The 25,438-nt window shown below is 72.9% G+C and carries 18 protein-coding genes and 1 pseudogene; 14 read left to right on the plus strand and 5 right to left on the minus strand.

What is annotated here, in order from left to right:
- Positions 1-138: 138 nt before the first annotated feature.
- From ACIOGZ_RS06890 to ACIOGZ_RS06900, 3 genes are all read left to right on the plus strand, one after another.
- Complete coding sequence (locus tag ACIOGZ_RS06890) at positions 139-2,778, plus strand: collagenase (protein ID WP_400985127.1); 2,640 nt, start codon at positions 139-141, stop codon at positions 2,776-2,778.
- Between the two features lie 153 nt (positions 2,779-2,931).
- Positions 2,932-3,168, plus strand: a complete 237-nt coding sequence (locus ACIOGZ_RS06895; RefSeq protein WP_063347592.1) for a toxin-antitoxin system HicB family antitoxin — start codon at positions 2,932-2,934, stop codon at positions 3,166-3,168.
- Positions 3,165-3,587 carry a fic family toxin-antitoxin system, toxin component gene (locus tag ACIOGZ_RS06900; RefSeq protein ID WP_350886206.1) on the plus strand — a complete coding sequence of 141 codons (423 nt, stop codon included), beginning with the start codon at positions 3,165-3,167 and terminating at the stop codon, positions 3,585-3,587. The genes ACIOGZ_RS06895 and ACIOGZ_RS06900 overlap by 4 nt, the downstream gene beginning before the upstream one ends.
- Positions 3,588-3,661: 74 nt before the next feature.
- Here the strand turns inward: ACIOGZ_RS06900 and ACIOGZ_RS06905 are convergent, their stop codons facing one another.
- Positions 3,662-4,531 (minus strand): GNAT family N-acetyltransferase, encoded by an 870-nt coding sequence (locus ACIOGZ_RS06905; protein WP_400805315.1) that lies wholly within the window; start codon positions 4,529-4,531, stop codon positions 3,662-3,664.
- 235 nt (positions 4,532-4,766) lie between these two features.
- Between ACIOGZ_RS06905 and ACIOGZ_RS06910 the strand changes: the two genes are divergently transcribed.
- The 6 genes from ACIOGZ_RS06910 (at position 4,767) to ACIOGZ_RS06935 (ending at position 10,155) form a co-directional block, all read left to right on the plus strand.
- Positions 4,767-5,723, plus strand: a complete 957-nt coding sequence (locus tag ACIOGZ_RS06910) for a RimK family alpha-L-glutamate ligase (protein ID WP_400985129.1) — start codon at positions 4,767-4,769, stop codon at positions 5,721-5,723.
- Positions 5,720-6,526: a RimK family alpha-L-glutamate ligase gene (locus ACIOGZ_RS06915; RefSeq protein WP_400985131.1), complete on the plus strand. Its 807-nt coding sequence runs from the start codon at positions 5,720-5,722 to the stop codon at positions 6,524-6,526. Before ACIOGZ_RS06910 ends, ACIOGZ_RS06915 begins: the two co-directional genes overlap by 4 nt.
- 124 nt (positions 6,527-6,650) lie before the next feature.
- Complete coding sequence (locus ACIOGZ_RS06920) at positions 6,651-7,481, plus strand: putative RNA methyltransferase (protein WP_400985132.1); 831 nt, start codon at positions 6,651-6,653, stop codon at positions 7,479-7,481.
- Between the two features lie 94 nt (positions 7,482-7,575).
- Positions 7,576-8,928: an AAA family ATPase gene (locus tag ACIOGZ_RS06925; RefSeq protein WP_400985133.1), complete on the plus strand. Its 1,353-nt coding sequence runs from the start codon at positions 7,576-7,578 to the stop codon at positions 8,926-8,928.
- A gap of 15 nt (positions 8,929-8,943) precedes the next feature.
- Positions 8,944-9,363 (plus strand): nucleotide pyrophosphohydrolase, encoded by a 420-nt coding sequence (locus ACIOGZ_RS06930; RefSeq protein ID WP_400332227.1) that lies wholly within the window; start codon positions 8,944-8,946, stop codon positions 9,361-9,363.
- Between the two features lie 165 nt (positions 9,364-9,528).
- Positions 9,529-10,155, plus strand: coding sequence for a DUF6099 family protein (locus ACIOGZ_RS06935; protein ID WP_363588343.1), 627 nt, complete (start codon positions 9,529-9,531; stop codon positions 10,153-10,155).
- Here ACIOGZ_RS06935 and ACIOGZ_RS06940 read toward each other — a convergent pair.
- Positions 10,095-10,337 (minus strand): hypothetical protein, encoded by a 243-nt coding sequence (locus ACIOGZ_RS06940; RefSeq protein WP_363588341.1) that lies wholly within the window; start codon positions 10,335-10,337, stop codon positions 10,095-10,097. The two genes, ACIOGZ_RS06935 and ACIOGZ_RS06940, sit on opposite strands and share 61 nt — an antisense overlap.
- Positions 10,338-10,786: 449 nt before the next feature.
- Entirely contained in the window at positions 10,787-11,776 is a 990-nt protein-coding gene (dapD, locus tag ACIOGZ_RS06945) for a 2,3,4,5-tetrahydropyridine-2,6-dicarboxylate N-succinyltransferase (RefSeq protein WP_363588339.1), read from the minus strand.
- A 176-nt stretch (positions 11,777-11,952) separates the two neighbouring features.
- Here dapD and ACIOGZ_RS06950 point away from each other — a divergent pair.
- The 3 genes and pseudogenes from ACIOGZ_RS06950 to argF all read left to right on the plus strand — a co-directional run bounded on the left by ACIOGZ_RS06950 (position 11,953) and on the right by argF (position 17,439).
- Positions 11,953-13,556, plus strand: a pseudogene (locus tag ACIOGZ_RS06950) (3' terminal RNA ribose 2'-O-methyltransferase Hen1).
- On the plus strand, positions 13,553-16,240 hold the full coding sequence (locus ACIOGZ_RS06955; protein WP_400985134.1) for a polynucleotide kinase-phosphatase: 2,688 nt from the start codon (positions 13,553-13,555) through the stop codon (positions 16,238-16,240). The pseudogene ACIOGZ_RS06950 and the gene ACIOGZ_RS06955 overlap by 4 nt, the downstream one beginning before the upstream one ends.
- A 197-nt stretch (positions 16,241-16,437) precedes the next feature.
- Entirely contained in the window at positions 16,438-17,439 is a 1,002-nt protein-coding gene (argF, locus tag ACIOGZ_RS06960; RefSeq protein WP_400805323.1) for an ornithine carbamoyltransferase, read from the plus strand.
- Between the two features lie 9 nt (positions 17,440-17,448).
- On the opposite strand, the gene ACIOGZ_RS06965 is transcribed toward argF, so the two are convergent.
- Positions 17,449-18,021 carry a superoxide dismutase family protein gene (locus tag ACIOGZ_RS06965; protein ID WP_400805325.1) on the minus strand — a complete coding sequence of 191 codons (573 nt, stop codon included), beginning with the start codon at positions 18,019-18,021 and terminating at the stop codon, positions 17,449-17,451.
- Between the two features lie 470 nt (positions 18,022-18,491).
- Here ACIOGZ_RS06965 and acnA point away from each other — a divergent pair, with 470 nt between their 5' ends.
- Both acnA and ACIOGZ_RS06975 read left to right on the plus strand, forming a co-directional pair.
- The gene (gene acnA, locus ACIOGZ_RS06970; RefSeq protein ID WP_363588329.1) at positions 18,492-21,137 is read left to right on the plus strand and encodes an aconitate hydratase AcnA; all 2,646 of its coding nucleotides are present in this window, start codon (positions 18,492-18,494) and stop codon (positions 21,135-21,137) included.
- A 186-nt stretch (positions 21,138-21,323) separates the two neighbouring features.
- Positions 21,324-22,661 carry a glycoside hydrolase family 18 protein gene (locus ACIOGZ_RS06975; protein ID WP_400805327.1) on the plus strand — a complete coding sequence of 446 codons (1,338 nt, stop codon included), beginning with the start codon at positions 21,324-21,326 and terminating at the stop codon, positions 22,659-22,661.
- Between the two features lie 56 nt (positions 22,662-22,717).
- Here ACIOGZ_RS06975 and pepN read toward each other — a convergent pair whose 3' ends face one another.
- Positions 22,718-25,282, minus strand: a complete 2,565-nt coding sequence (gene pepN / locus ACIOGZ_RS06980) for an aminopeptidase N (RefSeq protein WP_363586435.1) — start codon at positions 25,280-25,282, stop codon at positions 22,718-22,720.
- Positions 25,283-25,438 lie beyond the last annotated feature (156 nt).

Here is a 25,438-nt window from a genome sequence, read left to right on the forward strand (position 1 = left end):
GGTGTTATGCCCGCCACAGTCGATGTCATATGACCTGTGACATTGTTCTGACGGGTCGCCCGATGGCAGGATCACGTCGACTTCCCCCAAGCCTCGGCAGTCGTCCAGTCACCTCCCCCACAGGAGAAGGACCCCGCAGTGCGCCTTCGCATACCCCTCCCCACGCTCATGGCCGGCGTCGTCGCCGGCTGTGCCACCGCCGCCACCCTGCTGCCCGTCCCCGCGCTCGCCGCGTCCGGGCCGGCCGCCCAGCCGCCGACCGGCGCCAGGTCGTCCGCCGCCGCCCCGGCGACGGCCGACGCCGCGTCGGCCGTCCCGAAGCCGCTGGGGGCCTTCCTCGCGGCCGATCCCTCCGAGGCCGCCGCCCCCGCCGCCAAGCCGCTGCCGCCGGCGCTGCTGGGCCAGGTCGTGATGGGCCAGCCGGCCGGCACCGTCGTGCAGACCGCGCCCCGCCCGGCCCAGCCGCACGCGCCCGCGGCCAAGCCGGGCAACTCCGCGGCCAAGCCGGGCAGTTCGGCCCGTGCCGTCGCCGGTGCGGCCGGTGCCGCCGCGCCGAGCTGCACCCCCGCCGACTTCGGCGGGCGCAGCGGCGCCGACCTGGTCTCCTTCCTCGAAGGCTCGACCACGGACTGTGTGAACACGCTGTTCAACGTCACCGGCACCGACGCGGGCAGGATCTTCAAGGAATCCCAGATGCTCACCGTCGCCAACGCCTACCAGGGCCTGGCGGCGAACTACACCGGGGACAACTCCACCGGCATCCTGCAGCTCGTGCTCTTCCTGCGGGCCGGGTACTACGTCCAGTCCAACAACGCGGACGCGGTCGGCCCCTACGACGCGGCGCTCACCACTGCCTCCAAGGCCGGGCTCGACGCCTTCTTCGCCGGCCGGCACTGGACCGACGTCACCGACAACAACGGCACCGTGCTCAACGAGGTGCTGGTCCTGACCGACAGCGCCAACGTGCAGGGCAGCTACCTGGGCGTCTACAAGCAGGTGCTGACCAGCTACAACAACTCGTACAACGCCTTCCCGAAGATGCTCAAGGCGGTCAACGCCGTGCTGTCCGCGCCGCTGTGGCGGGGCAATTGGAACAGCGACTTCGTCAGCGCGGTCGGCGCCGACCCGAGCATCGGCACCGTCCTGGGCGACTTCGCGCTCAACCACAAGGACCTGCTCGGCACCGCCAACGCCTACCTCGACGTCAACGCGGGCAACGACCTCGGCCGGATGGCCGGCGACGGCCCCGTCGTCGAGGCCGCGGTCAAGGGGAAGGTCAAGGCGGTGCTCGACGGCGCCCAGATCACCGGCGTCACCGGCCCGTTGTACGTCCACACCGCCTACCAGGCCAACGCCTTCGACCCCGGCCAGTGCTCGTACTACGGCACCTGCGACCTGCCGGCGAAGCTGACCGCGGCGGTGCTGCCGAACCAGCTGGTCTGCGACAACCGCACCATCCAGACCGAGTCGCTGTCGCCCGCCGACCTGGCCGCCGTCTGCACCAGCCTGCGCGGCGAGGACACCTTCTTCCACAACCTGGTGAAGGACAACGGCCCGGTCAACCCGTACGACAAGAACATGACCCTCGCGGTCTTCGCCAACCAGGCCGACTACCTGAACTACTCCTGGGCGATCTTCGGGAACTCCACCGACAACGGCGGCCAGACCGTCATGGACCCGACCGACCCGAACAACCGTGCCGTGTGCGTGATGTACCAGAAGTCGTGGAACGACGGCTTCACCGCCAACGTGTGGAACCTCAACCACGAGTACACGCACTACCTCGACGGCATCTACGACATGAAGGGCAACTTCTCCACCGAGATCTCCGTGCCCGACATCTGGTGGATCGAGGGCGTCGCCGAGTACGAGTCCTACGCCTACCGCGGCACCACCGACACCCAGGCGATGGCCGAGGCCGCCAAGCACACCTACAAGCTCAGCACCGTCTTCCAGAACACGTACGGCAACTCGGACTCGGTGCGCACCTACCCGTGGGGCTACCTCGCCGTCCGGTACATGTTCGAGAAGCACCCGGCCGACGTCTACGCCATGCTCGGCCACTTCCGCACCGGTGACTACCAGGGCGGCTACGCGGTCTACAACGGCATCGGCACCGGCTACGACGCCGACTTCGACGCCTGGCTCGACGGCTGCGCCGGCGGCGCCTGCTACGCGGCCGGCCCGACCGCGCTGTTCGCCCAGGCCGTCAACGGCGCCACCGTCACGCTGACCGACAAGTCCGTCCAGACCGGCCCCGGCCAGATCACCGCCTGGCACTGGACCTTCGGCGACGGGACCTCCTCCGACCAGCGGAACCCGAGCCACGGCTACGCCGCCGCGGGCACGTACACCGTCGCCCTGACCGTCACCGACGCCACCGGCAGGACCGCCAGCACCCCGGCCTCGGTCACCGTCACCACCGGCACCGGCGGCGGCACCACCCTGCCGACCTGCACCGACCCGCGCACCGACGCGCTCGGCCAGAACTGCTCCCGGTCCAACCTCACCGCCACCGCCGGCAACCTCGACTACCTGTACGTCTACCTGCCGGCCGGCGTCAGCACCCTGAAGATCAGCACCTCCGGCGGCACCGGCACCGCGTACCTGTACTACAACGCGGACACCTGGGCCTCGCCGAACGCCTTCACCGCCTCCTCCACCAACGCCGGCAGCACGCAGAGCATCACCGTCACCAACCCGACGGCCGGCTACCGCTACATCAGCCTCTACGCCAACACCGACTTCAGCGGGGTGACGGTCAGCACCCAGTTCTGATCCGGTCCCGCGTCCGCTCCCGGGCGGCCAGGCCCGCGGCACCCTGCCGCGGGCCTGGCCGCCCGGCGTCCGTGGGGGCGTCCGCCCGGTGTGCGCGCGCCCGGCGTGCGTGCGCCCTTGTTGTGCTAGCACTTCAGCGCTAGCTTGAGATTCATGGGTAAGAAACAGCTGAACGTCCGGGTGGACGCCACGACCGCGGAGATGGCCCGGGAACGGGCGGAGCAGCAGGGGATCAGCATGAACCAGTACATCGAGCGCCTGGTCCAGCAGGACATGGGCGAGGCGGGGCGGGCCTTCGTCGACGCCGCCGCCCAGTTCATGAAGGAGTACGAGACGGCCTTCCTGGCCGAGTTCGCGGAGCCGGGCGACCTGAAGGACGTGCGCCGTTGAAGCTGGAGGTCGACCTCTCGTGGCTGCTCATGACCGCCGAGCAGTACACGCCCGGTGACCCGCAGGTCACCGACTACGGGTCGTTGCTCGCGGCCGTCGCCCGGCACCAGGCCGAGATCTTCGACATCGACGTCTACCCCGAACCGCAGGACCGCGCCGCCGCCCTGATGCACCAGCTGATCCGGGTGCCGGCCCTGGAGAAGACCAACGAGCTCTACGCCACCGCCGTCGCCTATGCCTACCTCGTCGCCAGCGGCTGCACCGTCGCCACCACCGCCCGCGAGGTGCGCAGCCTCGCCCGGGCCATCCGGGAGGGGCGGCTCGGCGTGTCCGGGGTCGCCGAACGGCTGGCGGGGTGGGTCGTCGACGAGGCCGAGGGGGAGGGCGTCAGCGGGGCGGAGGACGAGGACGACGACTGACCGGGCGGGCCCATGCCCGGTCGCGTCGTCCTCGTCATCCGTTCAGCAGGGCTCTGGTCGGTGCGCCCGGCGGGTCAGTCGCCGGGCCGCTCCGGGGCCGGCTCGGCGATCAGGGCCGTCGCGAACGGACGGAAGCCCGCCCGGCGGTAGATCCGGGCGACCTCCTCGTCGGCGGCGGACAGGAACACCGTCCGCACGCCGTTCGCCCGCGCGTGCGCGACCAGGGCCGCGGTGACCGCCAGGCCCAGCCCGCGCCGCCGCGCGGCCGGCAGCGTCCCGACCCCGGCCACCTCGGTGACCGCGCCCACCGGATTGTGCTGGCCCGCGCACAGCGCGGAACCGTCCTCCAGCGCGGCGGCCAGCACGGTGGCGCCGTCGGTGATCCGCCGTGCGATCCGCTCCACCGCGCCCTCCGCCACCAACCGCCCTGCGGCCTCGGCCAGTTCGGCCGCACCCACGGCGCCCACGCCGGTGCCGGGCTCGGCGAACGCCAGGTGCGGAACGGCGACCGCCGACGCCAGCTCCGGTGCGTCCGCGCCCAGCACCTCCACCCGCACCTCCTCCGGCAGCTCGGGCGCCGGGGCCGGCTCGTCCTGCGGGCCCAGCACCAGCAGCGGGTGCTCGTGCACCGCGAGCCCGGCCGCCTCCACCGCGGCCCGCAGCTCCGGACTCCGCTCGGCCACCCACTCGAAGGCCTCCGGCTCGCCCAGCTCCCGCTGGCGGGCCAGCACCCGCAGGACGTCCTCGGCGGTGGTGGCGGGGCCGTCGTGGTCGAGCGTGGGGCGGGCGTAGTAGGGCCAGCCCGCGCTCTCGCGGACGAACAGGGTCAGCGGGCCGAAGTCCTCGGCCCGTGCGGCGCTGCGCGGCACCGCGTCGTAGTAGCGCTCGATCGCGTCGAGGAGGGAAGGGTCGGGAGCATGATCAACAGAAGTCACGGCGTGCATCCAAGCAGGGGCGCCGGCGGCCCGCCACCGCTTTGTTCCCGGGCTTCGCGCCGGGGGCGCCAGGGGCGGTGACGGGCGGCGCGGCGCGGGCGCGGGCGCCTGATTGTTGCTGAACGCTTACCGGCTCGCAGTGATCTTGTGCGTATACCGCGTGGCATGCTGATGCCTTGACAGCTCTGCCGAAGGGGGACGGCGGACGTCCGCACTCGGCTCGGCAAGGGGGGAAGACAGGCCCATGAGGCTCTGCTTTCTGGTGGAGGAGCACTACCGGCACGACGGCATGCCGCTCGACGTGGCACGCCAGCTCACCGCGTGGGGGCACCGGGTGGACGTGCTGCGCCCCGGGGACTCACTGATGGCGATCTCCGAGGCGATCCGGGCCGGCAGCCACGACGCCTGGGTGCTCAAGACCGTCTCCGGCGGGCCCGGACTCACCCTGCTGGACGCGGCCGCCGCCGTCGGCCTCACCACCGTCAACGACGTCCGCTCCATCCGCGGCGTCCGCGACAAGGCGCTCGCCTCCGTCATCGCCAGCACCTGCGGCCTGCCCGTCCCCGTCACCTACGCCACCGCCCGCTGGGAACGGCTCGCCGAGATCCCGGCCGCCGAGTACCCGCTCGTCGTCAAGCCCGCCGACGGCAGCTCCGGACGCGCCGTCCGGCTCGTGCCCAGCCCCGACCACCTCCTCGACCTCGGCGCCGAACTCGCCGACGAGGGGCTGTTGATCGCCCAGCCCTACGTGCCCAACTCCGGCACCGACCTCAAGGTGTACTGCGTCGACGGCGAGCTCTTCGCGACGGAACGTTCCTCCCCGCTCCACCCCGGGCAGGGCGTGCGCGAACGGCAGGTCCCGTTGCCCGGGGAGGTCGCGCGGATCGCGGCGCAGGTCGGTGAGGTGTTCGGGCTCGACCTGTACGGCGTCGACGTGCTGCTCGGGCCGGACGGGCCGGTGGTCGTCGACATCAACGACTTCCCGAGCTTCCGCCAGGTGCCGGACGCGGTCGCCAGGGTCGCCCGGGCGGTGCTGCGGCTCGCGCGCAGCGGGACGGCCGTGTCGGCGCCCGCGCCCGCACTGGTGTCGGCGGGTGGTGGCGCGGGGTACGGGCAACTGGGCTTCGGTCGTGGAGAGTTCGGCGGAGCCGGCTTGGGTGGGGCCGGCCTTGACGGGGCCGGCCTGGGCGGGGCGATATGAGGGTCGGCCTGATCACCGCCGACCCCGGACACCCGGTGCTCGCGGCGACCGCCGCCCTGCTGGCGGACCGGCACGAGGTGACGATCGTCGACCCTGCCGGCCCGGCGGGACCGGCGCTCGCCGACGTCTATCTGCTCAAGGCCCACACCCGTCGATCCCTTTCACTCGCACGAGAGTTGGAGCGGGGCGGGGCGCCTGTCATCAACTCGGCCGCGGCCACCGAACTCTGTCAGGACCGGGTGCGGATGGCCGAACTCGCGCGCGCGGCCGACCTGCCCTTCGCGGCCACCCGCGACGCCGGGCGGATCGCCGAACTCGCCGATCCCGACTACCCGTTCGTCGTCAAGAGCCGGCACAGTCGGCGCCACGACCTGGTCGCCCGGGTCGACGGCCCGGCCCGGTTGCGCGAACTCGTCGCGCGTTGGCCCGACGAGCCCGTCGTCACCCAGTCGTTCGTCCCGGGGACCGGCTGGGACCAGAAGCTGTGGGTGATCGACCGGCAGGTGTTCGCCGCCCGGCGGCGGTCCGAACTCGCCGACGGCCAGGGGGAATCGGGGCAGGGGCAGGACTGGGAGCCGCCTGCCGAACGGGCTGCGCTGGCTCTGCGCGTCGGCGAGGTGTTCGGGCTCGACGTCTACGGCGTCGACCTGCTCGACGGGCCCGCCGAACCCGTCATCGTCGACGTCAACGCCTTCCCCGGCATCCGTGGACGGCTGGGCGCGCCGGAGGCGCTCGCCGCCCTCGCCCTGCGCGTCGCGGCGGAGCGCGGGCGCGGGCACGTCGCGCAGGGGCGGGGCCGGTAGGCCGGGCGGCGGGGCCGTCGGACCCGGGGCGGGTTCGGCGGGCCGTCGGGGGCGAGCGGGGTCGTTAGGCTGGTTACTCAGGGCCACCGGGCACCCGGGCCGAACGGCGAGAGAAGACGGAACGTTGCTGCAGGACATCGAGCGCTACCTGGCCTGCCCCCACTGCGCGCAGGCCCTCACCCGGCACGAGCGCGCCCTGCGCTGCCCCGCCGGCCACAGCTTCGACCTCGCCAAGCAGGGCTACGTCAGCCTCCTCGCCGGCGACGCCCACACCGGCACCGGCGACACCGCCGAGATGGTCGCCGCCCGTGCCGACTTCCTCGCCGCCGGCCACTACCGGCCCATCGCCGACGCCCTCGCCGAGGCCGCCGCGGACGCCGACCCCGAAGGCCTCGTCGCCGACCTCGGCGCCGGCACCGGCCACTACCTGGCCCATGTCCTCGACGCCCTGCCCGGCCGCGCCGGGGCCGCCCTCGACATCTCCAAGTTCGCGCTGCGCCGCGCCGCCAAGGCTCACCCCCGGATCGGTGCCGTGGTCTGCGACGCCTGGCGGCCGCTGCCGCTGCGCGACGCCTCCGCCGGGCTGATGCTCAACGTCTTCGCCCCGCGCAACGGGCCCGAGATCCGCCGCGTGCTGCGCCCCGGCGCCACCCTGCTGCTGGTCTCGCCCACCGCCCGCCACCTGCGTGAACTCGTCGGCGCACTGGGCCTGTTGTCGGTCGACGAGGAGAAGCAGCGGCGGATCGACGAGAAGCTCGGACCCTACCTGACCTCCGCCGGCCGGCGGCAGGTCGAGTTCACCCTGCGGCTCGGCCCGGACGACGTGCGCACCGTCGTCGGCATGGGCCCCAGTGCCTGGCACACCGACCCGGACCGCCTGGCCGCCGCGCTCGCGGACCTGCCGGACCCGGTCGAGGTGACCGCCTCCGTGATGGTGGCCGCCTACCGGCGCTGAACGTCGGGCGCGCGCGGGGTGTGGCCGCCACGTTGGGATGAATCTGCTGAGCAGGCACGTTTCTGCCGACCGGCCTGCGGCTAACGTCCGATGGGTGAACCGCGACGCCACCCGGCCCGCCGCGCCGGCCCACCCCCGACCGAGCGCCCCGGGGCCCGATCGGCCATCCGTAACACGTCCCACCGTCGAGGAGCTCCGGCTCACCTCGTTCAAGTCCTACCGGCGCGCGGTCCTGCCGCTCGCGCCCCTCACCGTCCTGCACGGGCCCGCCGGCGTCGGCAAGTCCAACGCCCTCGACGCACTGGCCGTGCTCTCCCGGCTGGCCCTCGGAGAGGAGATCGCCGACTCCTTCGACGGGCTGCCCGACCGCACCGGCCCCCTGGCCAAACCCGTCCGCGGCGGCCTGACCGGGTGCGTCCCGCACGGGCGCGACGCCGTCATCCTCGGCTGCACCGTCCGCTCCCCGCACGGCCGCATCCGGCTCGACGTCGTCGTCCGCACCGACGGCCCGGTGCGGATCGCCCGCGAATCGCTCACCCTGGACGGCCGCACCCTCGTCGACACCGGCGAACAGGACGTCCGCAAGCGGCGCGTCAACGTCTGCTGGCACAACGACACCCGCCAGGGAGACATCCGGGCGCCCTTCCCCAGCGGCACCATGATCACCGCGCAACTGCCGCTCCGGGTGGCCGGCTCCTCCCGGGGCGAACGGCAGGTCCTCGCCGCCACCGAGGACCTGCTCACCGCCCTGCGCGAGGTCTTCCCCGTCCACCCCGTCCCCGCCCTCATGCGCGGCTGGGCCCGACCCGACCCGCAGGCCCGGCTGCGCAGCAACGCCGCCAACATCTCCGCCGTCCTCGCCCGGCTCGGCAACGAGTGCCCGCGCCGCTACGGGCAGCTCCTGCGCGCCGTCCAGTCCGCCGCCCCGCACCCGCTGCTCGGACTCTCCCTCGCCCACCGCGGCAGCGGGCCCGACCAGCGCGTCCTCGCGGTCTTCGACGAAGGCGTCCTCGGACGCACCGGGGCCGACCAGGCCTCCGACGGCATGCTGCGCCACCTCGCGTTCGCCGCGGTGCTGCTCACCGGGGCCGGGGTGCTCGACCTCGACGTGGCCGCCGAGGTGCCGTGGGCGCACCGGCAGCTCACCGTGCTCGCCGAGGACCTCGGCGCCGGGCTCGCCACCGAACAGACCGCCTCACTGCTACGGCTGGCCCGGGACATGTCCGGGCGCAACCAGCTGCGGGTCCTCGCCGCGCTTCAGGAGCCCGCCGCGGCGCGGGAGGCGCTCGGCGCGGCCGAACCGCGGTCGGGCGCGGCCGTGCTGGTCGAGTGCCGGCGCGACCCGGACTCGGGGCACACCGTGCTGCGGCCCGAGACGACCAGGGTGCCGGCCCAGTGCGGGCGCGGGGACGGAGCCGACCCGGGGGCGGACGAGGTGGACGGGTGAGGTAGACCTGGACGGGTGAACGAACGAGTGACGAGGCCGGGGGAACCGGCCGGGCCCACCGGGCCGACCTTGGAGGCCCTGCGGCAGCGGCTGGCGGACTTCGCGGCGGCCCGGCGCTGGGAGCCCTTCCACACGCCGAAGAACCTGGCGGCCGCGCTGAGCGTGGAGGCCGGCGAACTGCTGGAGATCTTCCAGTGGTCGACGCCCGAGCAGGCAGCCGCGGTGATGTCCGATCCGGAGCGGGCCCACCGGGTGCGGGACGAGGTCGCGGACGTCCTCGCGTACCTGGTGCAGTTCTGCACGGTGGTCGGGGTGGATCCGCTGGAGGCCCTCGCGGCCAAGATCGAGCGGAACGAGCTCCGCTTCCCGGTGCCGGACGGACCGGCGGACGCCGACCAGGGCGGGGCGGGTGTCAACCCGGACGTGGACGAATAATCCTTGTGAGGGACGGGAGTTATCCACAGCCCCGGACTTGTCCACAGCTTTCCCGATGACGGATGCGGCCTCGCCGACTTCGCCGCACGCTTTCGCCGTGACCACCTGACCGCCCCACCGGCGGCGGTGGTCCCACGGCGACAGCGAGCGAAAGGAGTGGCGGCCATGGAGGCGCTGCGACTGATCAAGAGGGCCCGGCACGCCCTGGCCGAGGCCAGACACGTACCGGATGTGCTGGCCGAGGCGCGGCAGGCCGCGCTGCTCACCGAGGCGGTGGGGGCCAGGCTGGCGGAGCTGGACGACGACGAGCTCGCCGGGCTGGGGCAGCAACTGGCCGAGGCCGCGGCGCACGCGGCGGTCTGCCTGGAACGCTCGGTCGTCAGGGCCGCCGTGCTGAGCGGCGGCCGGGCCGGGCGGCTCACCGAACTCGGCGAGCTGGCACCGGCCTTGGGCGCGCTGGACGGGCTGCTGCGGGACGTCGGGGAGACGCTGGTGGTGCTGGCCTGCGGGGCCGACACCGAGAGCCTCTACTGGACGTGCATCGACGGTGTGGACGCGGTGTCGGAGTGCAAGGACCTGGCCGGGCGGCTGCGGAAGGTGGCGGGCAGGTTGGAGGGAGAGGAAGGCGCGGTGCTCGGCGGGGCGCCGGCCGAGCGGGGCTCGCCCTTACTCGTGGTCCGGCTCGACCCGCCGGACGAGGGCGGGCCGACGGGGGAGGAGCAGGCGCCGGACTATCGGGTGCCTGGCGTGGCCGGAGCGTCGGAGGAGGAGGTGTCCGTACCGGTGGGATAGGCGGCCGGGCCGTCCTCCCGGATGCCGGGGGACTGTAACTCGGCGAGATCCGCGGACACCGAGGCGAGCAGTTCGTGCAACTGTTCCAGCAGGCTCTTCTGCGCGGCGGGCCCGGACGAGGTGCCGGCGGCCGAGCCCGCCGGGCTGCTCGGGAGCTGCGGCGTGGCAGTTGGTTCGGTCATGACGGGACCTCTTCGGATCGGTAGTGCGGCGTGAAGCGGCCGACGGTGGCTCGGCCCGCGCAGCGGGGGTGCCTGATGCCTGGCCACCGAGGCACACGCCCCCGCCGCAGCAACCAACGAACCGCTCCGGCGGCCGGTCACCGCGCGCCACCCGATGTGGTCCAACTCCGTTACGCCGTAAGCCTCCCGGGTGATCCCGGCTTGCCGCCGCGAAGCGGCCTGGGCTAGGCGCGCGACGAGACACTCCCGGCTTGCTCGGCGCCGAGCAAGCCGGGTGCCCGAGCAAGCCGGGACAGGGCCAAGGCTTCGGGCGAGGGGAAGGAGGGGAGGGCGGAGGGGAGGGAGGGGGAGGGGGAGGAGGGGGCCCGCACGCCCGCCGAAAGCCGCAGAACGCACTCGGGGTCCGGAGCCCGAGTCGGCTCCGAACCCCGATGGTGTGGTCCCGCAGGTCAGTTGTGGGCGTGCAGGTCGGCGTTGAGGCCGCCCCAGGAGCCGGAGCGCGCGATGACCTCGACGGCGCCGGTCTGCGAGTTGCGGCGGAACAGCAGGTTGTCCTGGCCGGACAGCTCGACGGCCTTGGCCACGGTGCCGTCCGGGGTGGTGACCCGGGTGCCGGCGGTGACGTAGAGGCCGGCCTCGATGACGCAGTCGCTGCCGAGCGAGATGCCGATGCCGGCGTTGGCGCCGAGCAGGCAGCGCTCGCCGACCGAGACGACCTGCTTGCCGCCGCCGGAGAGGGTGCCCATGATCGAGGCGCCGCCGCCGATGTCGCTGTGGTCGCCGACGACGACGCCCGCGCTGATCCGGCCCTCGACCATGGAGGTGCCGAGGGTGCCGGCGTTGAAGTTGACGAAGCCCTCGTGCATCACGGTGGTGCCGGCGGCCAGGTGGGCGCCGAGGCGGACGCGGTCGGCGTGGGCGATGCGCACACCGGACGGGGCGACGTAGTCGGTCATCCGCGGGAACTTGTCGATGCCGTACACGGCGAGCTGGCCGCCCTGGGCGCGGACCGCGAGGCGGGCCTGCTCGACCGCGTCCACCGGGACGGGGCCGATGCTGGTCCACGCGACATTGGCGAGCAGCCCGAAGACGCCGTCCAGGTTCTGGCCGTGCGGCTTGACCAGGCGGTGGCTGAGCAGGTGCAGGCGCAGGTACACGTCGTGGGTGTCGAGCGGCTTCTCGTCGAGCGAGGCGATGGTGGTGCGCACGGCGACCACCTCGACGCCGCGGCGCGGGTCGGCGCGCAGCGCCTCGGCGGCGCCGGCGCCGAGTTCGGCCTCGGCCTGCTCGGCGGTCAGGCGGACGGTGCCGGCCGGGCCGGGCTCGGCGGCCAGGGCGGGGGCGGGGAACCAGGTGTCGAGGACGGTGCCGTCGGCGGCGATGGTGGCCAGGCCGGCGGCCACGGCCCCGTTCGGGAGGGAGGTCGATTCAGCAGTCACACCGTGCACGTTAACCAATGCGGGGCCCTGCTGCCGAACACGCCCGTCGTACGGACGCGGCCGTCGGTCGGCACGCCCCCGCCGTGCGTACACGGCCACCGACGGGCTGCGGCGGACGGCCGCCGAGCCGGAAAACCCGGTGTTCAGCGGAGGTTTGCTCGGCGATACTCGGGCGGGTGTTCATGTCGATCTCCACCACCGGCAGCGTCGAGGGCCCGGCCACCGATCTCGGCTTCCTGCTGCACAAGCACCCGGGCAAGGTCCAGCGGTTCGCGACGTCGCACGGCGAGGCGCACGTCTTCTACCCCGAGGCGGGCGACGACGTCTGCACGGCGGCGCTGCTGCTGGACGTCGACCCGATCGCGCTGGTCCGCAAGGGCCGGGGCAAGGGGCGCGGCGGTTCGCCGGACTTCGCGCTCGCCCAATACGTCAACGACCGCCCGTACGCGGCGTCCTCGCTGCTCGCGGTGGCGCTGCGGACGGTGTTCCGGTCCGCGATGAAGGGCGCCTGCCCGGCCCGGCCCGGCCCGGGCTGGCGGACCGGCCGCGCCCGCTGCGGATCACGCTGCCCGCGGTGCCCGCGAACGGCGCGGGCGAGGGCGGTGGCCCGGCGATGGCGGTCCGGCTGTTCGAGCCGCTGGGCTGGCGGGTCGAGGCGGTGGCGCTTCCGCTGGACGAGGCGTTCCCGGAGTGGGGCGAGTCCCGGTACGTGCGGCTCACGCTGGTCTCGGACGCTGTGCGGCTCGCCGACGCGCTCCAGCAGCTGTACGTGCTGCTGCCGGTGCTGGACGGCGCCAAGCACTACTGGGTCGCCCCGGACGAGGTGGACAAGCTGCTCGCCGCCGGCGAGGGCTGGCTGGCCGCCCACCCGGAGCGCGACCTGATCACCCGCCGCTACCTGTCCCGGAGCCGGGCGCTGACCCGGGTGGCGATGGAGCGTCTGGAGCTGGCCCGGCTGGCGGAGGCGGACGACCGGGAGCCCGAGGAGGTCGACAACGCGGTCGACGAGCGGCCGGAGGAGCCGGAGGAGGCCGCCGGGGCGACATCGGAGCCCAGGCCGCCGTCCCTCGCCGGGCAGCGCCGCGCCGCGATCCTCGCCGCCCTGCGGGAGGTGGGCGCGGCCCGCGTCGCCGATCTCGGCTGCGGCCGGGGCGAGTTGATCGGCGAACTGCTGAAGGACGCCCGGTTCACCGAGGTGCTCGGCGTGGACGTGTCGGCGCGGGCCTTGCAGGCGGCGGCCCGCGGACTGCGCCTGGACCGGATGCCGGAGCGGCAGGCGGCCCGGGTGACGCTGGCGCAGGGCGCGCTGACGTACACGGACGCCCGGTTGAAGGGCTTCGACGCGGCGGTGCTGTGCGAGGTGGTCGAGCACCTGGACCTGCCCAGGCTGCCCGCCCTGGAGTACGCGGTGTTCGGCGCGGCCCGGCCGGGGGCGGTGGTCGTCACCACGCCGAACGCCGAGTACAACGTCCGCTGGGAGAGCCTGCCGGCGGGCGCTGTCCGGCACGCCGACCACCGCTTCGAGTGGTCGCGCGCCGAGTTCCGCGCGTGGGCCGAGCGGGTCGCGGCGGTGTTCGGTTACACGGTGGTGCTGCGCCCGGTGGGGCCGGAGGACGGGGAGGTCGGCGCGCCGACCCAGCTGGCCCTGTTCCGCCTCGGCACCAGCCCGACCGAGCAGACCCCGACCGAGCACACCCCGACCGGCGCCACCCGGACCGACCCGGCCGCGACCGAGCACACCCCGACCGACCCGGCGCCCGAAGGAGGCGAATCCCGATGACCGACGAAGCGACCCCGACGTCCGAGCAGCACCAGCACCAGGAGCACGACCAGGGTCAGCCCCAGGACCACCCCGCCCCCCGCCGTCTCCCCGTCACCGACGTCTCCCTCGTCGTCCTGATCGGCACCAGCGGCGCCGGCAAGTCGACCTTCGCCCGCCGCCACTTCCTGCCCACCCAGGTCGTCTCCTCCGACTTCTGCCGCGGCCTGGTCGCCGACGACGAGAACGACCAGTCGGCCTCCGCCGAGGCCTTCGACGTCCTGCACTACATCGTCGGCAAGCGCCTCGCGGCCGGCCGGCTGACCGTCGTGGACGCCACCAACGTCCAGCCCGAGGCACGCCGCCAGCTGGTGCGGATCGCCCGCGAGCACGACGTGCTGTCGATCGCGATCGTGCTGGACGTCCCGCCGGGCGTGTGCGCCGAGCGCAACCGCTCCCGCCCGGACCGCCGGCTGCCGGCCCACGTCGTCCCGCGCCAGCACCGCGAGCTGCGCCGTTCCCTGCGCGGCCTGGAGCGCGAGGGCTTCCGCAAGGTGCACGTGCTGCGCGGCGCGGCCGAGGTGGCGGCGGCCGAGGTGGAGCTGGAGAAGCGCTACAACGACCTGCGTCACCTGACCGGCCCGTTCGACATCGTCGGTGACATCCACGGCTGCCGCTCCGAGCTGGAGACCCTGCTGATCCGCCTCGGCTACACGCTGACCCGGGACGCCGGGGGCCGGCCGGTGGACGCGGTGCCGCCGGCGGGCCGTACCGCCGTGTTCGTCGGGGACCTGGTCGACCGCGGCCCGGACACACCGGGCGTGCTGCGCCTGGTGATGGGCATGGTCGCGGCCGGGCACGCGCTGTGCGTGCCGGGCAACCACGAGAACAAGCTGGGCCGGGCGCTGGACGGCAAGAAGGTCAACGTCGCCTACGGTCTGCAGGAGTCGCTGGATCAGCTGGCCGGCGAGTCCGAGGAGTTCCGGGCCGAGGCGCGGGAGTTCATGCGCGGCCTGGTGAGCCACTACCTGCTGGACGGCGGCGCGCTGGTGGTCTGCCACGCCGGTCTGCCGGAGCGGTACCACGGCCGCAACTCGGGCCGGGTGCGCTCGCACGCGCTGTACGGGGAGACCACCGGCGAGACCGACGAGTACGGCCTGCCGGTGCGTTACCCGTGGGCGGAGGAGTACCGGGGCAAGGCGCTGGTGGTGTACGGCCACACACCGGTGCCGTCGGCGAGCTTCGTCAACAACACCGTCTGCCTGGACACCGGTTGCGTGTTCGGCGGCACCCTGACGGCGCTGCGCTACCCGGAGCGGGAGCTGGTGAGCGTGCCGGCCGAGCGGGAGTGGTACGCGCCGGTGCGTCCGCTGTCCACGGACGCGCCGGGCGCCCGCGAGGGCCGTCCGCTGGATCTCGCCGACGTGGCGGGCCGCCGGATCGTCGAGACCGGGCTGCATGGGCGGGTCGCCGTCCGGGAGGAGAACGCGGCGGCGGCGCTGGAGGTGATGAGCCGCTTCGCGCTGGACCCGCGGCTGCTGGCGTACCTGCCGCCGACGATGGCGCCGAGCGCCGCCTCCCGCCGGGACGGCTTCCTGGAGCACCCGCAGGAGGCGTTCGCCGCCTACCGCGCGGACGGCGTGCGGCACCTGGTGTGCGAGGAGAAGCACATGGGGTCCCGCGCGGTGGTGCTGGTCGCCCGGGACGACGCGGCGCTGGAGCAGCGCTTCGGCGTGGCCGGTCCGGGCGCGATCTGGACCAGGACGGGCCGGGCGTTCCTCGCCGACGACGGCCTGACCGCGGCCGTGCTGGGCCGGGTGCGGGTGGCCGCCGAGCGCTCGGGGCTGTTCGACGAGCTGGGCACCGGCTGGCTGCTGCTGGATGCCGAGCTGATGCCCTGGTCGTTGAAGGCCGTGGAACTGCTGCGCCGCCAGTACGCGGCGGTCGGCGCGGCGGCGGGCGCCGCCCTGCCGGAGGCGCTGGCGGCCCTGGAGCGGGCGGCCGGTCGCGGGCTGGACCTGGCGGAGCTGACCGCCAAGCAGCGGCGGCGCGCGGCCGACGCGCAGGCGTTCACCGAGGCGTACCGGCGGTACTGCTGGCCGACCGAGGGGCTGTCGGGTGTGCGGCTGGCGCCGTTCCAGGTGCTGGCCGCCGAGGGGGCGAACCTCGCCGTACGCCCGCACGACGAGCACCTGGCCTGGATCGACCGCCTGGTCGCGGCCGACGAAGCGGCGTCCGTGACGGCGTCCGAGGCGGCGTCCGAAACGGACGGCGACCGGGCACCGGTCCTGCACCGCACCGGCCGTCTCCTGGTGGACACCGAGGACGAGGCCTCGGTGGCGGCCGCCACGGCCTGGTGGGAGGAGCTGACGGCGGCGGGCGGCGAGGGCATGGTGGTCAAACCGCTGGCCTCGGTGGTGCGCACGAAGCGGGGCGGGGGCCGTCCGGGCGGGCTGGTGCAGCCGGGGGTGAAGGTGCGCGGCCGGGAGTACCTGCGGATCGTCTACGGCCCGGACTACACCGAGTACCTGGACCGGCTGCGCGAGCGGTCGCTGGGCCACAAGCGCTCGCTGGCGCTGCGCGAGTACGCGCTGGGCCTGGAGGCGCTGGACCGGCTGGCGGCCGGCGAGCCGCTGTGGCGGGTGCACGAGCCGGTGTTCGCGGTGCTCGCGCTGGAGTCCGAGCCGGTCGATCCGCGCCTGTAGGCCGACCGGACGCAGAAGGGGGTCCGCGCCCGTAGGCCGACCGGGCGTTGAGGGTGCCCGCGGCTGTGGGCCGACCGGGTGTTGAGGGGGAGTCCGCAGCGGGGCTCCCCCTCTCCCACCCCCGCTGTGTATAGAAATTCCGAGCATCGTATAGACTTGCTACTTTCCCGTACGTCCCGTCATCCCAGGAGCCCGGTATGGCCTTCAACCTCCGGAACAGGCACTTCCTCAAGGAGCTCGACTTCACGCCCCAGGAGTTCCGCTTCCTGGTGGACCTCGCCGCCGGGCTCAAGGCGGCCAAGTATGCGGGCACCGAGCAGCCCCGGCTGCGCGGGAAGAACATCGCGCTGATCTTCGAGAAGACCTCCACCCGAACCCGCTGCGCCTTCGAGGTCGCCGCCCACGACCAGGGCGCCACCACCACCTACCTGGACTCGTCCGGTTCGCAGATCGGCCACAAGGAGTCCATCCGGGACACCGCCCGGGTGCTCGGCCGGATGTTCGACGGCATCGAGTACCGCGGCCACGGCCAGGAGATCGTCGAGGAACTGGCCGCGAATGCCGGCGTCCCGGTCTGGAACGGTCTCACCGACGAGTGGCACCCCACCCAGATGCTGGCCGACGTGCTCACCATGACCGAGCACGGCACCAAGCCGCTGACCGGGACCGCCCTCGCCTACCTCGGCGACGCCCGCTCCAACATGGGCAACTCGCTGCTGGTCACCGGCGCCCTGCTCGGCATGGACGTCCGGATCGTCGCCCCGCGCTCCCTCTGGCCGGCCGAGGATGTCCGGAAGGCGGCCGAGACGCTGGCCGAGGCGACCGGCGCCCGGATCACCCTCACCGAGGACGTGGCCGAGGGCGTGGCCGACGTGGACTTCCTCTACACCGACGTCTGGGTCTCGATGGGCGAGCCCAAGGAGGTCTGGGCCGAGCGGATCGAGTTGCTCAAGCCCTACCAGGTGTCGATGGACACCGTCCGGGCCACCGGCAACCCGGCCGTGAAGTTCCTGCACTGCCTGCCCGCGTTCCACGACCTCGGCACGGTGGTCGGGCGGCAGATGTACGAGGCGACCGGCATGACCGAGCTGGAGTGCACCGACGAGCTGTTCGAGTCGGCGCACTCCGTCGTGTTCGACCAGGCCGAGAACCGCCTGCACACCATCAAGGCGGTCCTGGTCGCCACTCTCGGCTCCTGAAGCAGGAGCTCACTTCTCCAGCTTGACGCAGGCCGCCCGGTCGCCCGCCGCGTGCGGGCCGGCCGGGGTGCCCGCGTGCATCACCAGCGAGCGCGCCTCGCCGGGCCGGGGCTGCCAGGGCACCGAGGCCGTCGCGGTGCCCTCGCCGTGCTCGTCGGTGCGCAGCGCCAGCCGCAGTTCGTTGCGCCCGTTGGCGTACGCGGGGTCGGTGGACGGCTGCACCGGGTCCACGGCGTCCTGGTAGTGCGGTCCGGACGAGGCCGGGTCGGCCCCGCAGGAGCCGGTGTGCAGGTGCACCGGGAACTCGTGGTCGGGGGCGAGCCCGGTGACGGTCATGGTGAGCACCGTCCGCCCCGCGGTGGAGCGGTCGGTGACGATCCGGGTGTGCGCGCCGTACGGCACGAGGTCGTCCGCGTAGCTGACGGCGGTCGGCGGGACGAAGGCCGTCGCGGGGTCGAAGGCGGCCTCGACGACGGAGACGGGCGAGGCGATGGGGGCCCGCGGGGTGACGGGGGCCGGCGAGGCGGCGGCGGGGGCGAGCAGGGCCAGCGGCAGCAGCGCGGCGGCGAGCGGAGTGGACATCAACGGGCCTTCCACGGGCGGGGTGACGGACACCGTGCTCAACGGCGCCGGGCGCCGGCGGACACCCTCGAACGGGCTCGGAGGCGAGCGGGCCGCGCGGGCGCGCCCCCGCTCGTCCCGTCGCCGACCGGCGGTTCCGGTGGTGAGCTGGTGTGAGTCGGTGCTGAGTCGACACTGAGCCGGTGCCGAGCCGGTGGTGGGCCGGCAGCGGTGCGGTTGTCGGCCTCTGTCGCCGGAATGGCCGCTGACCTGCGCTTCTATCGACCCAGGCATGCCTGCGGTGGTGAAGGCGACGGCATGCACTATGGTTTATCTCGACATCGAGATAACTGCCCCATAGGATATATCTCGACATCAAGATACTTGCCGAGCGGAGCTCGCCGGCGATGCGGGCAAGGTAAGCCTAAGTAAGGCTGACCTTACCACCGTGGCGGCCGGATACCGCACGAAGCACCCAGAAGGAGTCAGTCGTGTCCGCGAACAGCTTCGACGCCCGCAGCTCGCTGCAGGTGGGCGACGAGTCGTACGAGATCTTCAAGCTCTCCGCCGTCGAGGGTTCCGAGCGGCTGCCGTACAGCCTCAAGGTGCTGCTGGAGAACCTGCTCCGCACGGAGGACGGCGCGAACATCACCGCCGACCACATCCGCGCGCTCGGCAACTGGGACGCCAGCGCCCAGCCGAGCCAGGAGATCCAGTTCACGCCGGCCCGCGTGATCATGCAGGACTTCACCGGCGTGCCGTGCGTGGTCGACCTCGCCACCATGCGTGAGGCCGTCAAGGAGCTGGGCGGCGACCCGGCCAAGATCAACCCGCTGGCCCCGGCCGAGCTGGTCATCGACCACTCCGTCATCGCCGACAAGTTCGGCACCCCGGACGCCTTCGTCCAGAACGTCGAGATCGAGTACGGCCGCAACAAGGAGCGCTACCAGTTCCTGCGCTGGGGCCAGACCGCCTTCGACGAGTTCAAGGTCGTCCCGCCCGGCACCGGCATCGTCCACCAGGTGAACATCGAGCACCTGGCCCGCACCATCATGGTCCGCGGCGGCCAGGCCTACCCGGACACCTGCGTCGGCACCGACTCGCACACCACCATGGTCAACGGCCTGGGCGTGCTGGGCTGGGGCGTCGGCGGCATCGAGGCCGAGGCCGCCATGCTGGGCCAGCCGGTCTCCATGCTGATCCCGCGCGTGGTCGGCTTCAAGCTCAACGGCCAGCTGCCGGCCGGCACCACCGCCACCGACCTGGTGCTCACCATCACCGAGATGCTGCGCAAGCACGGTGTGGTCGGCAAGTTCGTCGAGTTCTACGGCGAGGGCGTCTCCGCGATCCCGCTGGCCAACCGCGCCACCATCGGCAACATGTCGCCGGAGTTCGGCTCGACCTGCGCGATCTTCCCGATCGACGCCGAGACCATCAACTACCTCAAGCTCACCGGCCGCGACGAGCAGCAGCTCGCCCTGGTCGAGGCGTACGCCAAGGAGCAGGGCCTCTGGCACGACCCGTCGGTCGAGCCGGTCTTCTCCGAGTACCTGGAGCTGGACGTCTCCACCGTCGTCCCGTCGATCTCCGGCCCGAAGCGTCCGCAGGACCGCGTCGTCCTGGCCGAGGCCGCCACCCGGTTCGCCGAGGCGCTGCCGACCTACTCCGCCGAGGCCTCGAAGCCGACCCTCGTCACCGCCCCCGACGGGTCGAAGTACGAGATCGACAACGGCGCGGTCGTGATCGCCTCGATCACCTCCTGCACCAACACCTCCAACCCCTCCGTCATGCTGGGCGCCGCCCTGCTGGCGAAGAAGGCCGTGGAGAAGGGCCTCACGGTCAAGCCGTGGGTCAAGACCACCCTGGCCCCCGGGTCCAAGGTCGTCATGGACTACTACGAGAAGGCCGGCCTGCTCCCGTACATGGAGAAGCTGGGCTTCAACCTGGTCGGCTACGGCTGCGTCACCTGCATCGGCAACTCGGGCCCGCTGCCCGAGGAGGTCTCGGCCGCCGTCAACGAGGCCGACCTGGCGGTCGTCTCGGTGCTCTCCGGCAACCGCAACTTCGAGGGCCGGATCAACCCGGACGTGAAGATGAACTACCTGGCCTCCCCGCCGCTGGTGGTCGCCTACGCCCTGGCCGGCAACATGAACATCGACATCACCCGCGACGCCCTGGGCCAGGACGCCGACGGCAACGACGTCTTCCTCGCCGACATCTGGCCGTCGGAGCGGGAGGTGGCGGACACCGTCGCCGGCTCCATCGACGAGGCGATGTTCGACAAGGGCTACCAGGACGTCTTCGCCGGTGACCACCGCTGGCAGTCGCTCCCGGTCCCGACCGGCAACACCTTCGAGTGGGACGCCGAGTCCACCTACGTGCGCAAGCCCCCGTACTTCGAGGGCATGGCCAAGACCCCGAGCCCGGTGACCGACATCGCCGGCGCCCGCGTCCTGGCCAAGCTGGGCGACTCGGTCACCACCGACCACATCTCCCCGGCCGGCAACATCAAGCCGGGCACCCCGGCGGCGCAGTACCTGACCGCCAACGGTGTCGAGAAGCGCGACTTCAACTCCTACGGCTCGCGCCGCGGCAACCACGAGGTGATGATCCGCGGCACCTTCGCCAACATCCGTCTGCGCAACCAGATCGCGCCGGGCACCGAGGGCGGCTACACCCGCGACTTCACCCAGGCCGACGGCCCGGTGTCGTTCATCTACGACGCCTCGCAGAACTACCAGGCCGCCGGCACCCCGCTGGTCGTCCTGGCCGGCAAGGAGTACGGTTCCGGCTCGTCCCGTGACTGGGCCGCCAAGGGCACCGCGCTGCTGGGCGTCAAGGCCGTCATCGCCGAGTCGTACGAGCGCATCCACCGCTCGAACCTGATCGGCATGGGCGTCCTGCCGCTGCAGTTCCCGGAGGGCCAGACCGCCGAGTCCCTCGGTCTGACCGGCGAGGAGACCTTCTCCTTCACCGGCGTGACCGAGCTCAACGAGGGCCGCACCCCGAAGACCGTCAAGGTCAAGGCCGGTGACAAGGAGTTCGACGCGGTCGTCCGCATCGACACCCCCGGTGAGGCGGACTACTACCGCAACGGCGGCATCCTGCAGTACGTGCTGCGCTCGCTCATCGGCTGAACCGAGTTCTAGTTCCGGGGGCTGAGCGCCCCGGTGGCTGAGAGGCCGGACCGCATCGCGCGGTCCGGCCTCTTTTGCATGCTGCCTCTCCTGAGCCCTGCCCCTTGTGCGGTGTGCCGCGATGGACTAAACCTCTATCCCATCTGGTCCAGACCAATTGACGCTCATTCAGAGAACAGGTCCGGTATGCCCACTCGCGCCTCAGCCCTGCTCGCCGCCGCCACCGTCGCCGCGCTGCTCGCCGCCCCCGCCACCGCCAACGCCGCCGACGGCGGGCACGGCCCGAAGCTGAAGGGCCAGCGGGTCGGCTACTTCACCCAGTGGGGCGCCGACAGCTCCGCCAAGCGCGTCCAGGACTCCGGCCAGGCCGGGAAGCTCACCGTCGTCAACTACGCCTTCGGCAACGTCTCCGCCGACGGCACCTGCTTCGAGAGCAACGACGCCGGCCAGGGCGACGCCCACAACGACTACCAGCGCGCCTTCTCCGCCGCCGACTCGGTCGACGGCGTGGCCGACGCCCCGGGCCAGAAGCTGAAGGGCCACTTCAACCAGCTGCGCAAGCTCAAGGCGAAGAACCCGCAGCTGCGCACGGTCATCTCGCTCGGCGGCTGGAGCTGGTCCAAGTACTTCTCCGACGCGGCCGCCACCGACGCCGCGCGCAAGAAGTTCGTCTCCTCCTGCATCGACCTCTACCTCAAGGGCGACGTGCCGGTCCTGCCCGGCTCCCCGGAGGGCGGCGCCGGCGCGGCCGCGGGCGTCTTCGACGGCATCGACATCGACTGGGAGTACCCGGGCGGCGGCGGGGACCCGGGCAACGTGGTCCGCCCCGAGGACGGGCGCAACTTCACCCTGCTGATGCAGGAGTTCCGCCGCCAGCTCGACGACTTCGGCAAGAAGGGCGGCAAGGATGGCGGCAAGAAGGGCGACAAGGGCAGGCACTACCTGCTGACCGCCGCCGTCGCCGCCAACGAGACCGTCGCCGACCGGCTCGAACTGCCCGAGCTGAGCGAGTCGGTGGACTGGCTCAACCTGATGACCTACGACCTGCACGGCCCCTGGGAGGGCAAGGGCCCGGCCAACCACCAGGCCAACCTCTACTCCGACCCGGCCGACCCCGACGCCCGCCGGCGCAGCGCCGACACGGCCGTCGACCACTACCAGGAGCGCGGCCTGCCCGCCGAGCAGATCGTGCTCGGTGCCCCGCTGTACGGCCACGGCTGGACGGGCGTCGCGCCCGGCAAGCGCGGCGGCCTCTACCAGAGCGCCACCGCCGCCGCCCCCGACCTCTCCTACCGGGAGGTCAACGCGCTGCCCGGCAAGGTGTACGTGGACCGCGACCACGGCGCGTCCTGGAAGTACGACGGCACCACCTTCTACAGCTACGACACCGCCGAGGTGCTCACCCAGAAGGCGCGGTACGCGCGCTGGAACGACCTGGGCGGCGTGATGGTCTGGTCGCTGGACGGCGACGACGCCCAGGGCAGCGCGATCGCCGCCCTGGACCGCGGCCTGCGCCGCGACTGACGCCCCGACGTGAAGGGGCCCGCCGTGTCCGCACGGCGGGCCCCTTCACGCCTGGGTCAGGCCCGGTCGCAGGCCTGCGCCCGCAGCGCGCGGGCCAGGTCGTCGCGGCACTCCAGGACCAGGCGGCGCAGCGCCGGCGCGGCCTGCGGGTGGCCGTCCAACCAGGCGTCGGCCTCGGCCAGGGTCTGCTCGCTGGTCTGCGCGCGCGGGAAGAACCCGCTGACGATCCGCATCGCGATCTCGATGGTCCGCTCGGCCCAGACCCGTTCCAGCAGCTTGAAGTAGGGCGCCGCGTAGAGCGCGGTCAGGTCGCGGTGGGCGGGCAGCGCGAAGCCCGCGATCTCGGCCTCGACCAGGGCGTTCGGCAGTTCGTCGGAGTCGACCACGGCCGACCAGGCGGCGGCCTTGGCCTCCGCGGTGGGCCGGGCGGCCAGGCACTGGGTGTACTGGCGCTTGCCGCTGGCGGTGTTGTCGGCGGCCAGCTCTCCGGCCAGTTCCTCGTCGCCGGCCTGGCCGGCGGCGGCCAGTGCCAGCCACAGCGACCATCGCAGCTCCTGGTCGACCTCCAGGCCGTCGATCCGGGCGCTGCCGGCCAGCAGGCCGCGGACCAGGCCGAGGTGCTCGGCGCCGCCCGCGGTCTGGGCGAGGAAGCGGGCCCAGGCCAGCTGGTGGTCGCTGCCGGGGACGGCCTCGCGCAGTTCGCGCAGGGCGCCGTCGGCCAGCTGCCGGCCGCCCTCGCCGCGCCAGGCCGGGTCGGCGTACAGGTCGACGGCGGTCTTGGCCTGGGCGTGCAGCGACTGCAGCACGCCGATGTTGCCCTCCTGGCCGGCGAAGCGCAGCACCAGGGCGACGTAGTCGCGGGCCGGCATCAGGCCGTCCCGGGTGAGGTTCCAGACGGCGGACCAGGCGAGTGCCCGGGCCAGCTCGTCGTGGATGTCGCCGAGGCCGGTGCGCAGGGTCTCCAGGGACTCGGAGTCGAAGCGGATCTTGCAGTAGGTGAGGTCGTCGTCGTTGAGCAGCACCAGCGCGGGGCGGGGGCGGCCGGCGGCCTCGGCGACGACGGTGCGGTTGCCGGTGACGTCGAGCTCGAACCGCTCGGTGCGCACCAGGGAGCCGTCGGCGTCCCGGTCGTAGAGGCCGATCGCGATCCGGTGCGGGCGCAGCACCGCCCCGTCCTGGAGGACGGCGAGTTCGGTGATCCGGCCCTCGGCGTCGGTGGTCACCTGCGGGGTGAGCGAGTCGACCCCGGCGGTCTGCAGCCAGGCGGCGGCCCAGGCCTTGAGGTCGCGGCCGCTGGTCTCCTCCAGGACGCCCAGCAGGTCGCCGAGTTCGGTGTTGCCGAAGGCGTGGCGCTTGAAGTAGCGGCGGGCGCCCTCGAAGAAGGCCTCGGAGCCGACGTACGCGACCAGCTGCTTGAGGACGGCGGCGCCCTTGGCGTAGGTGATGCCGTCGAAGTTGAGCTTGGCGTCCTCGAGGTCGCGGATGTCGGCGGTGATCGGGTGGGTGGTGGGGAGCTGGTCCTGCCGGTAGGCCCAGGCCTTGCGCTGGTTGGCGAAGGTGACCCAGGCGGAGGAGTACCGGGTGCGGGCGCCGATCAGGCCGTAGGAGCCCATGAAGTCGGCGAAGGACTCCTTCAGCCACAGGTCGTCCCACCAGCGCATGGTGACCAGGTCGCCGAACCACATGTGCGCCATCTCGTGCAGGATGACGTTGGCGCGGCCCTCGTAGGCGGCGTCGGTGACCTTCGAGCGGAAGACGAACTCCTCGCGGAAGGTGACGCAGCCGGGGTTCTCCATGGCGCCGATGTTGTACTCGGGGACGAACGCCTGGTCGTACTTGCCGAAGGGGTACGGGTAGTCGAACTCCTCGTGGAAGAAGTCGAGTCCGAGCTTGGTGACGCCGAGGATCTCGTCCGCGTCGAAGTACTGGGCGAGGGACTTGCGGCACATCGCGGAGAGCGGGATCTCCAGGGTGGTGCCGTCGGCGAGTTCGCGGCTGTAGTGGTCGCGGGCGACGTGGTAGGGGCCGGCCACGACGGCGGTGAGGTAGCTGGAGATCGGCTGGGTCGGCGCGAACTCCCAGGTGCGGGCGGCGCCTTCCTCGGTGACCTTGTCGTGGACGGCGTTGGACCAGACGTCCCAGGCGGCGGGGGCGGTGACGGTGAAGCCGAACGGGGCCTTCAGGTCGGGCTGTTCGAAGGTCGCGAAGACCCGGCGGGCGTCGGCCGGCTCGTAGTGGGTGTAGAGGTACGTCTCGCCGTCCACCGGGTCGGTGAAGCGGTGCAGGCCCTCGCCGGTGCGGCTGTAGGCGCAGTCCGCCTCGACGGTGAGGACGTTCTCGGCGGCGAGGCCGTCGACGTGCACCCGGGCGCCGTCGTAGGCGGTGGCCGGGTCGATCGCGCGGCCGTTGAGGGTGACGGCGTGGACGGCGGGGGCGAGCAGGTCGAGGAAGGTGTCGGCGCCGGGCCGGGAGCAGCGGAACGTGACGGTGGTGGTGGAGCGGAAGGTGGCGGCCTCCGGATCGGGGGCGGAGGTCACGTCCAGCCGGACCTGGTAGCCCTCCACGGCCAGGATGCTGGCCCGCTGCTGCGCTTCGTCGCGGCTCAGGTTCTTGCCCGGCACGGCGGTACTCCTTTGTCCGGCTCGCACGGTGGTGCGTCTGTGGGTGGTGCGGTCTCGGCGCGCGGTGTGCCGCGCCCCGCAGGGGCATCCTTTCACGCCCTCCCTCGCCGGTACCATTGCACAGGCCGTCCCGGCGGGGCCGGAATCAGCGGCGGC

This window comes from Kitasatospora sp. NPDC088160 (assembly GCF_044741445.1).
In the GTDB taxonomy this organism is placed as follows: Bacteria; Actinomycetota; Actinomycetes; order Streptomycetales; family Streptomycetaceae; genus Kitasatospora.

Coding starts and splice junctions, on each gene's coding strand:
- ACIOGZ_RS06895 (WP_063347592.1), top strand. CDS start 2,932: ATGGGTAAGAAACAGCTGAACGTCCGGGTGGACGCCACGACCGCGGAG.
- ACIOGZ_RS06965 (WP_400805325.1), bottom strand. CDS start 18,021: ATGTCCACTCCGCTCGCCGCCGCGCTGCTGCCGCTGGCCCTGCTCGCC.
- ACIOGZ_RS06940 (WP_363588341.1), bottom strand. CDS start 10,337: ATGACCGAACCAACTGCCACGCCGCAGCTCCCGAGCAGCCCGGCGGGC.
- argF (WP_400805323.1), top strand. CDS start 16,438: ATGGCCTTCAACCTCCGGAACAGGCACTTCCTCAAGGAGCTCGACTTC.
- ACIOGZ_RS06905 (WP_400805315.1), bottom strand. CDS start 4,531: ATGCACGCCGTGACTTCTGTTGATCATGCTCCCGACCCTTCCCTCCTC.
- ACIOGZ_RS06975 (WP_400805327.1), top strand. CDS start 21,324: ATGCCCACTCGCGCCTCAGCCCTGCTCGCCGCCGCCACCGTCGCCGCG.
- ACIOGZ_RS06910 (WP_400985129.1), top strand. CDS start 4,767: ATGAGGCTCTGCTTTCTGGTGGAGGAGCACTACCGGCACGACGGCATG.
- ACIOGZ_RS06955 (WP_400985134.1), top strand. CDS start 13,553: ATGACCGACGAAGCGACCCCGACGTCCGAGCAGCACCAGCACCAGGAG.
- ACIOGZ_RS06915 (WP_400985131.1), top strand. CDS start 5,720: ATGAGGGTCGGCCTGATCACCGCCGACCCCGGACACCCGGTGCTCGCG.
- ACIOGZ_RS06935 (WP_363588343.1), top strand. CDS start 9,529: ATGGAGGCGCTGCGACTGATCAAGAGGGCCCGGCACGCCCTGGCCGAG.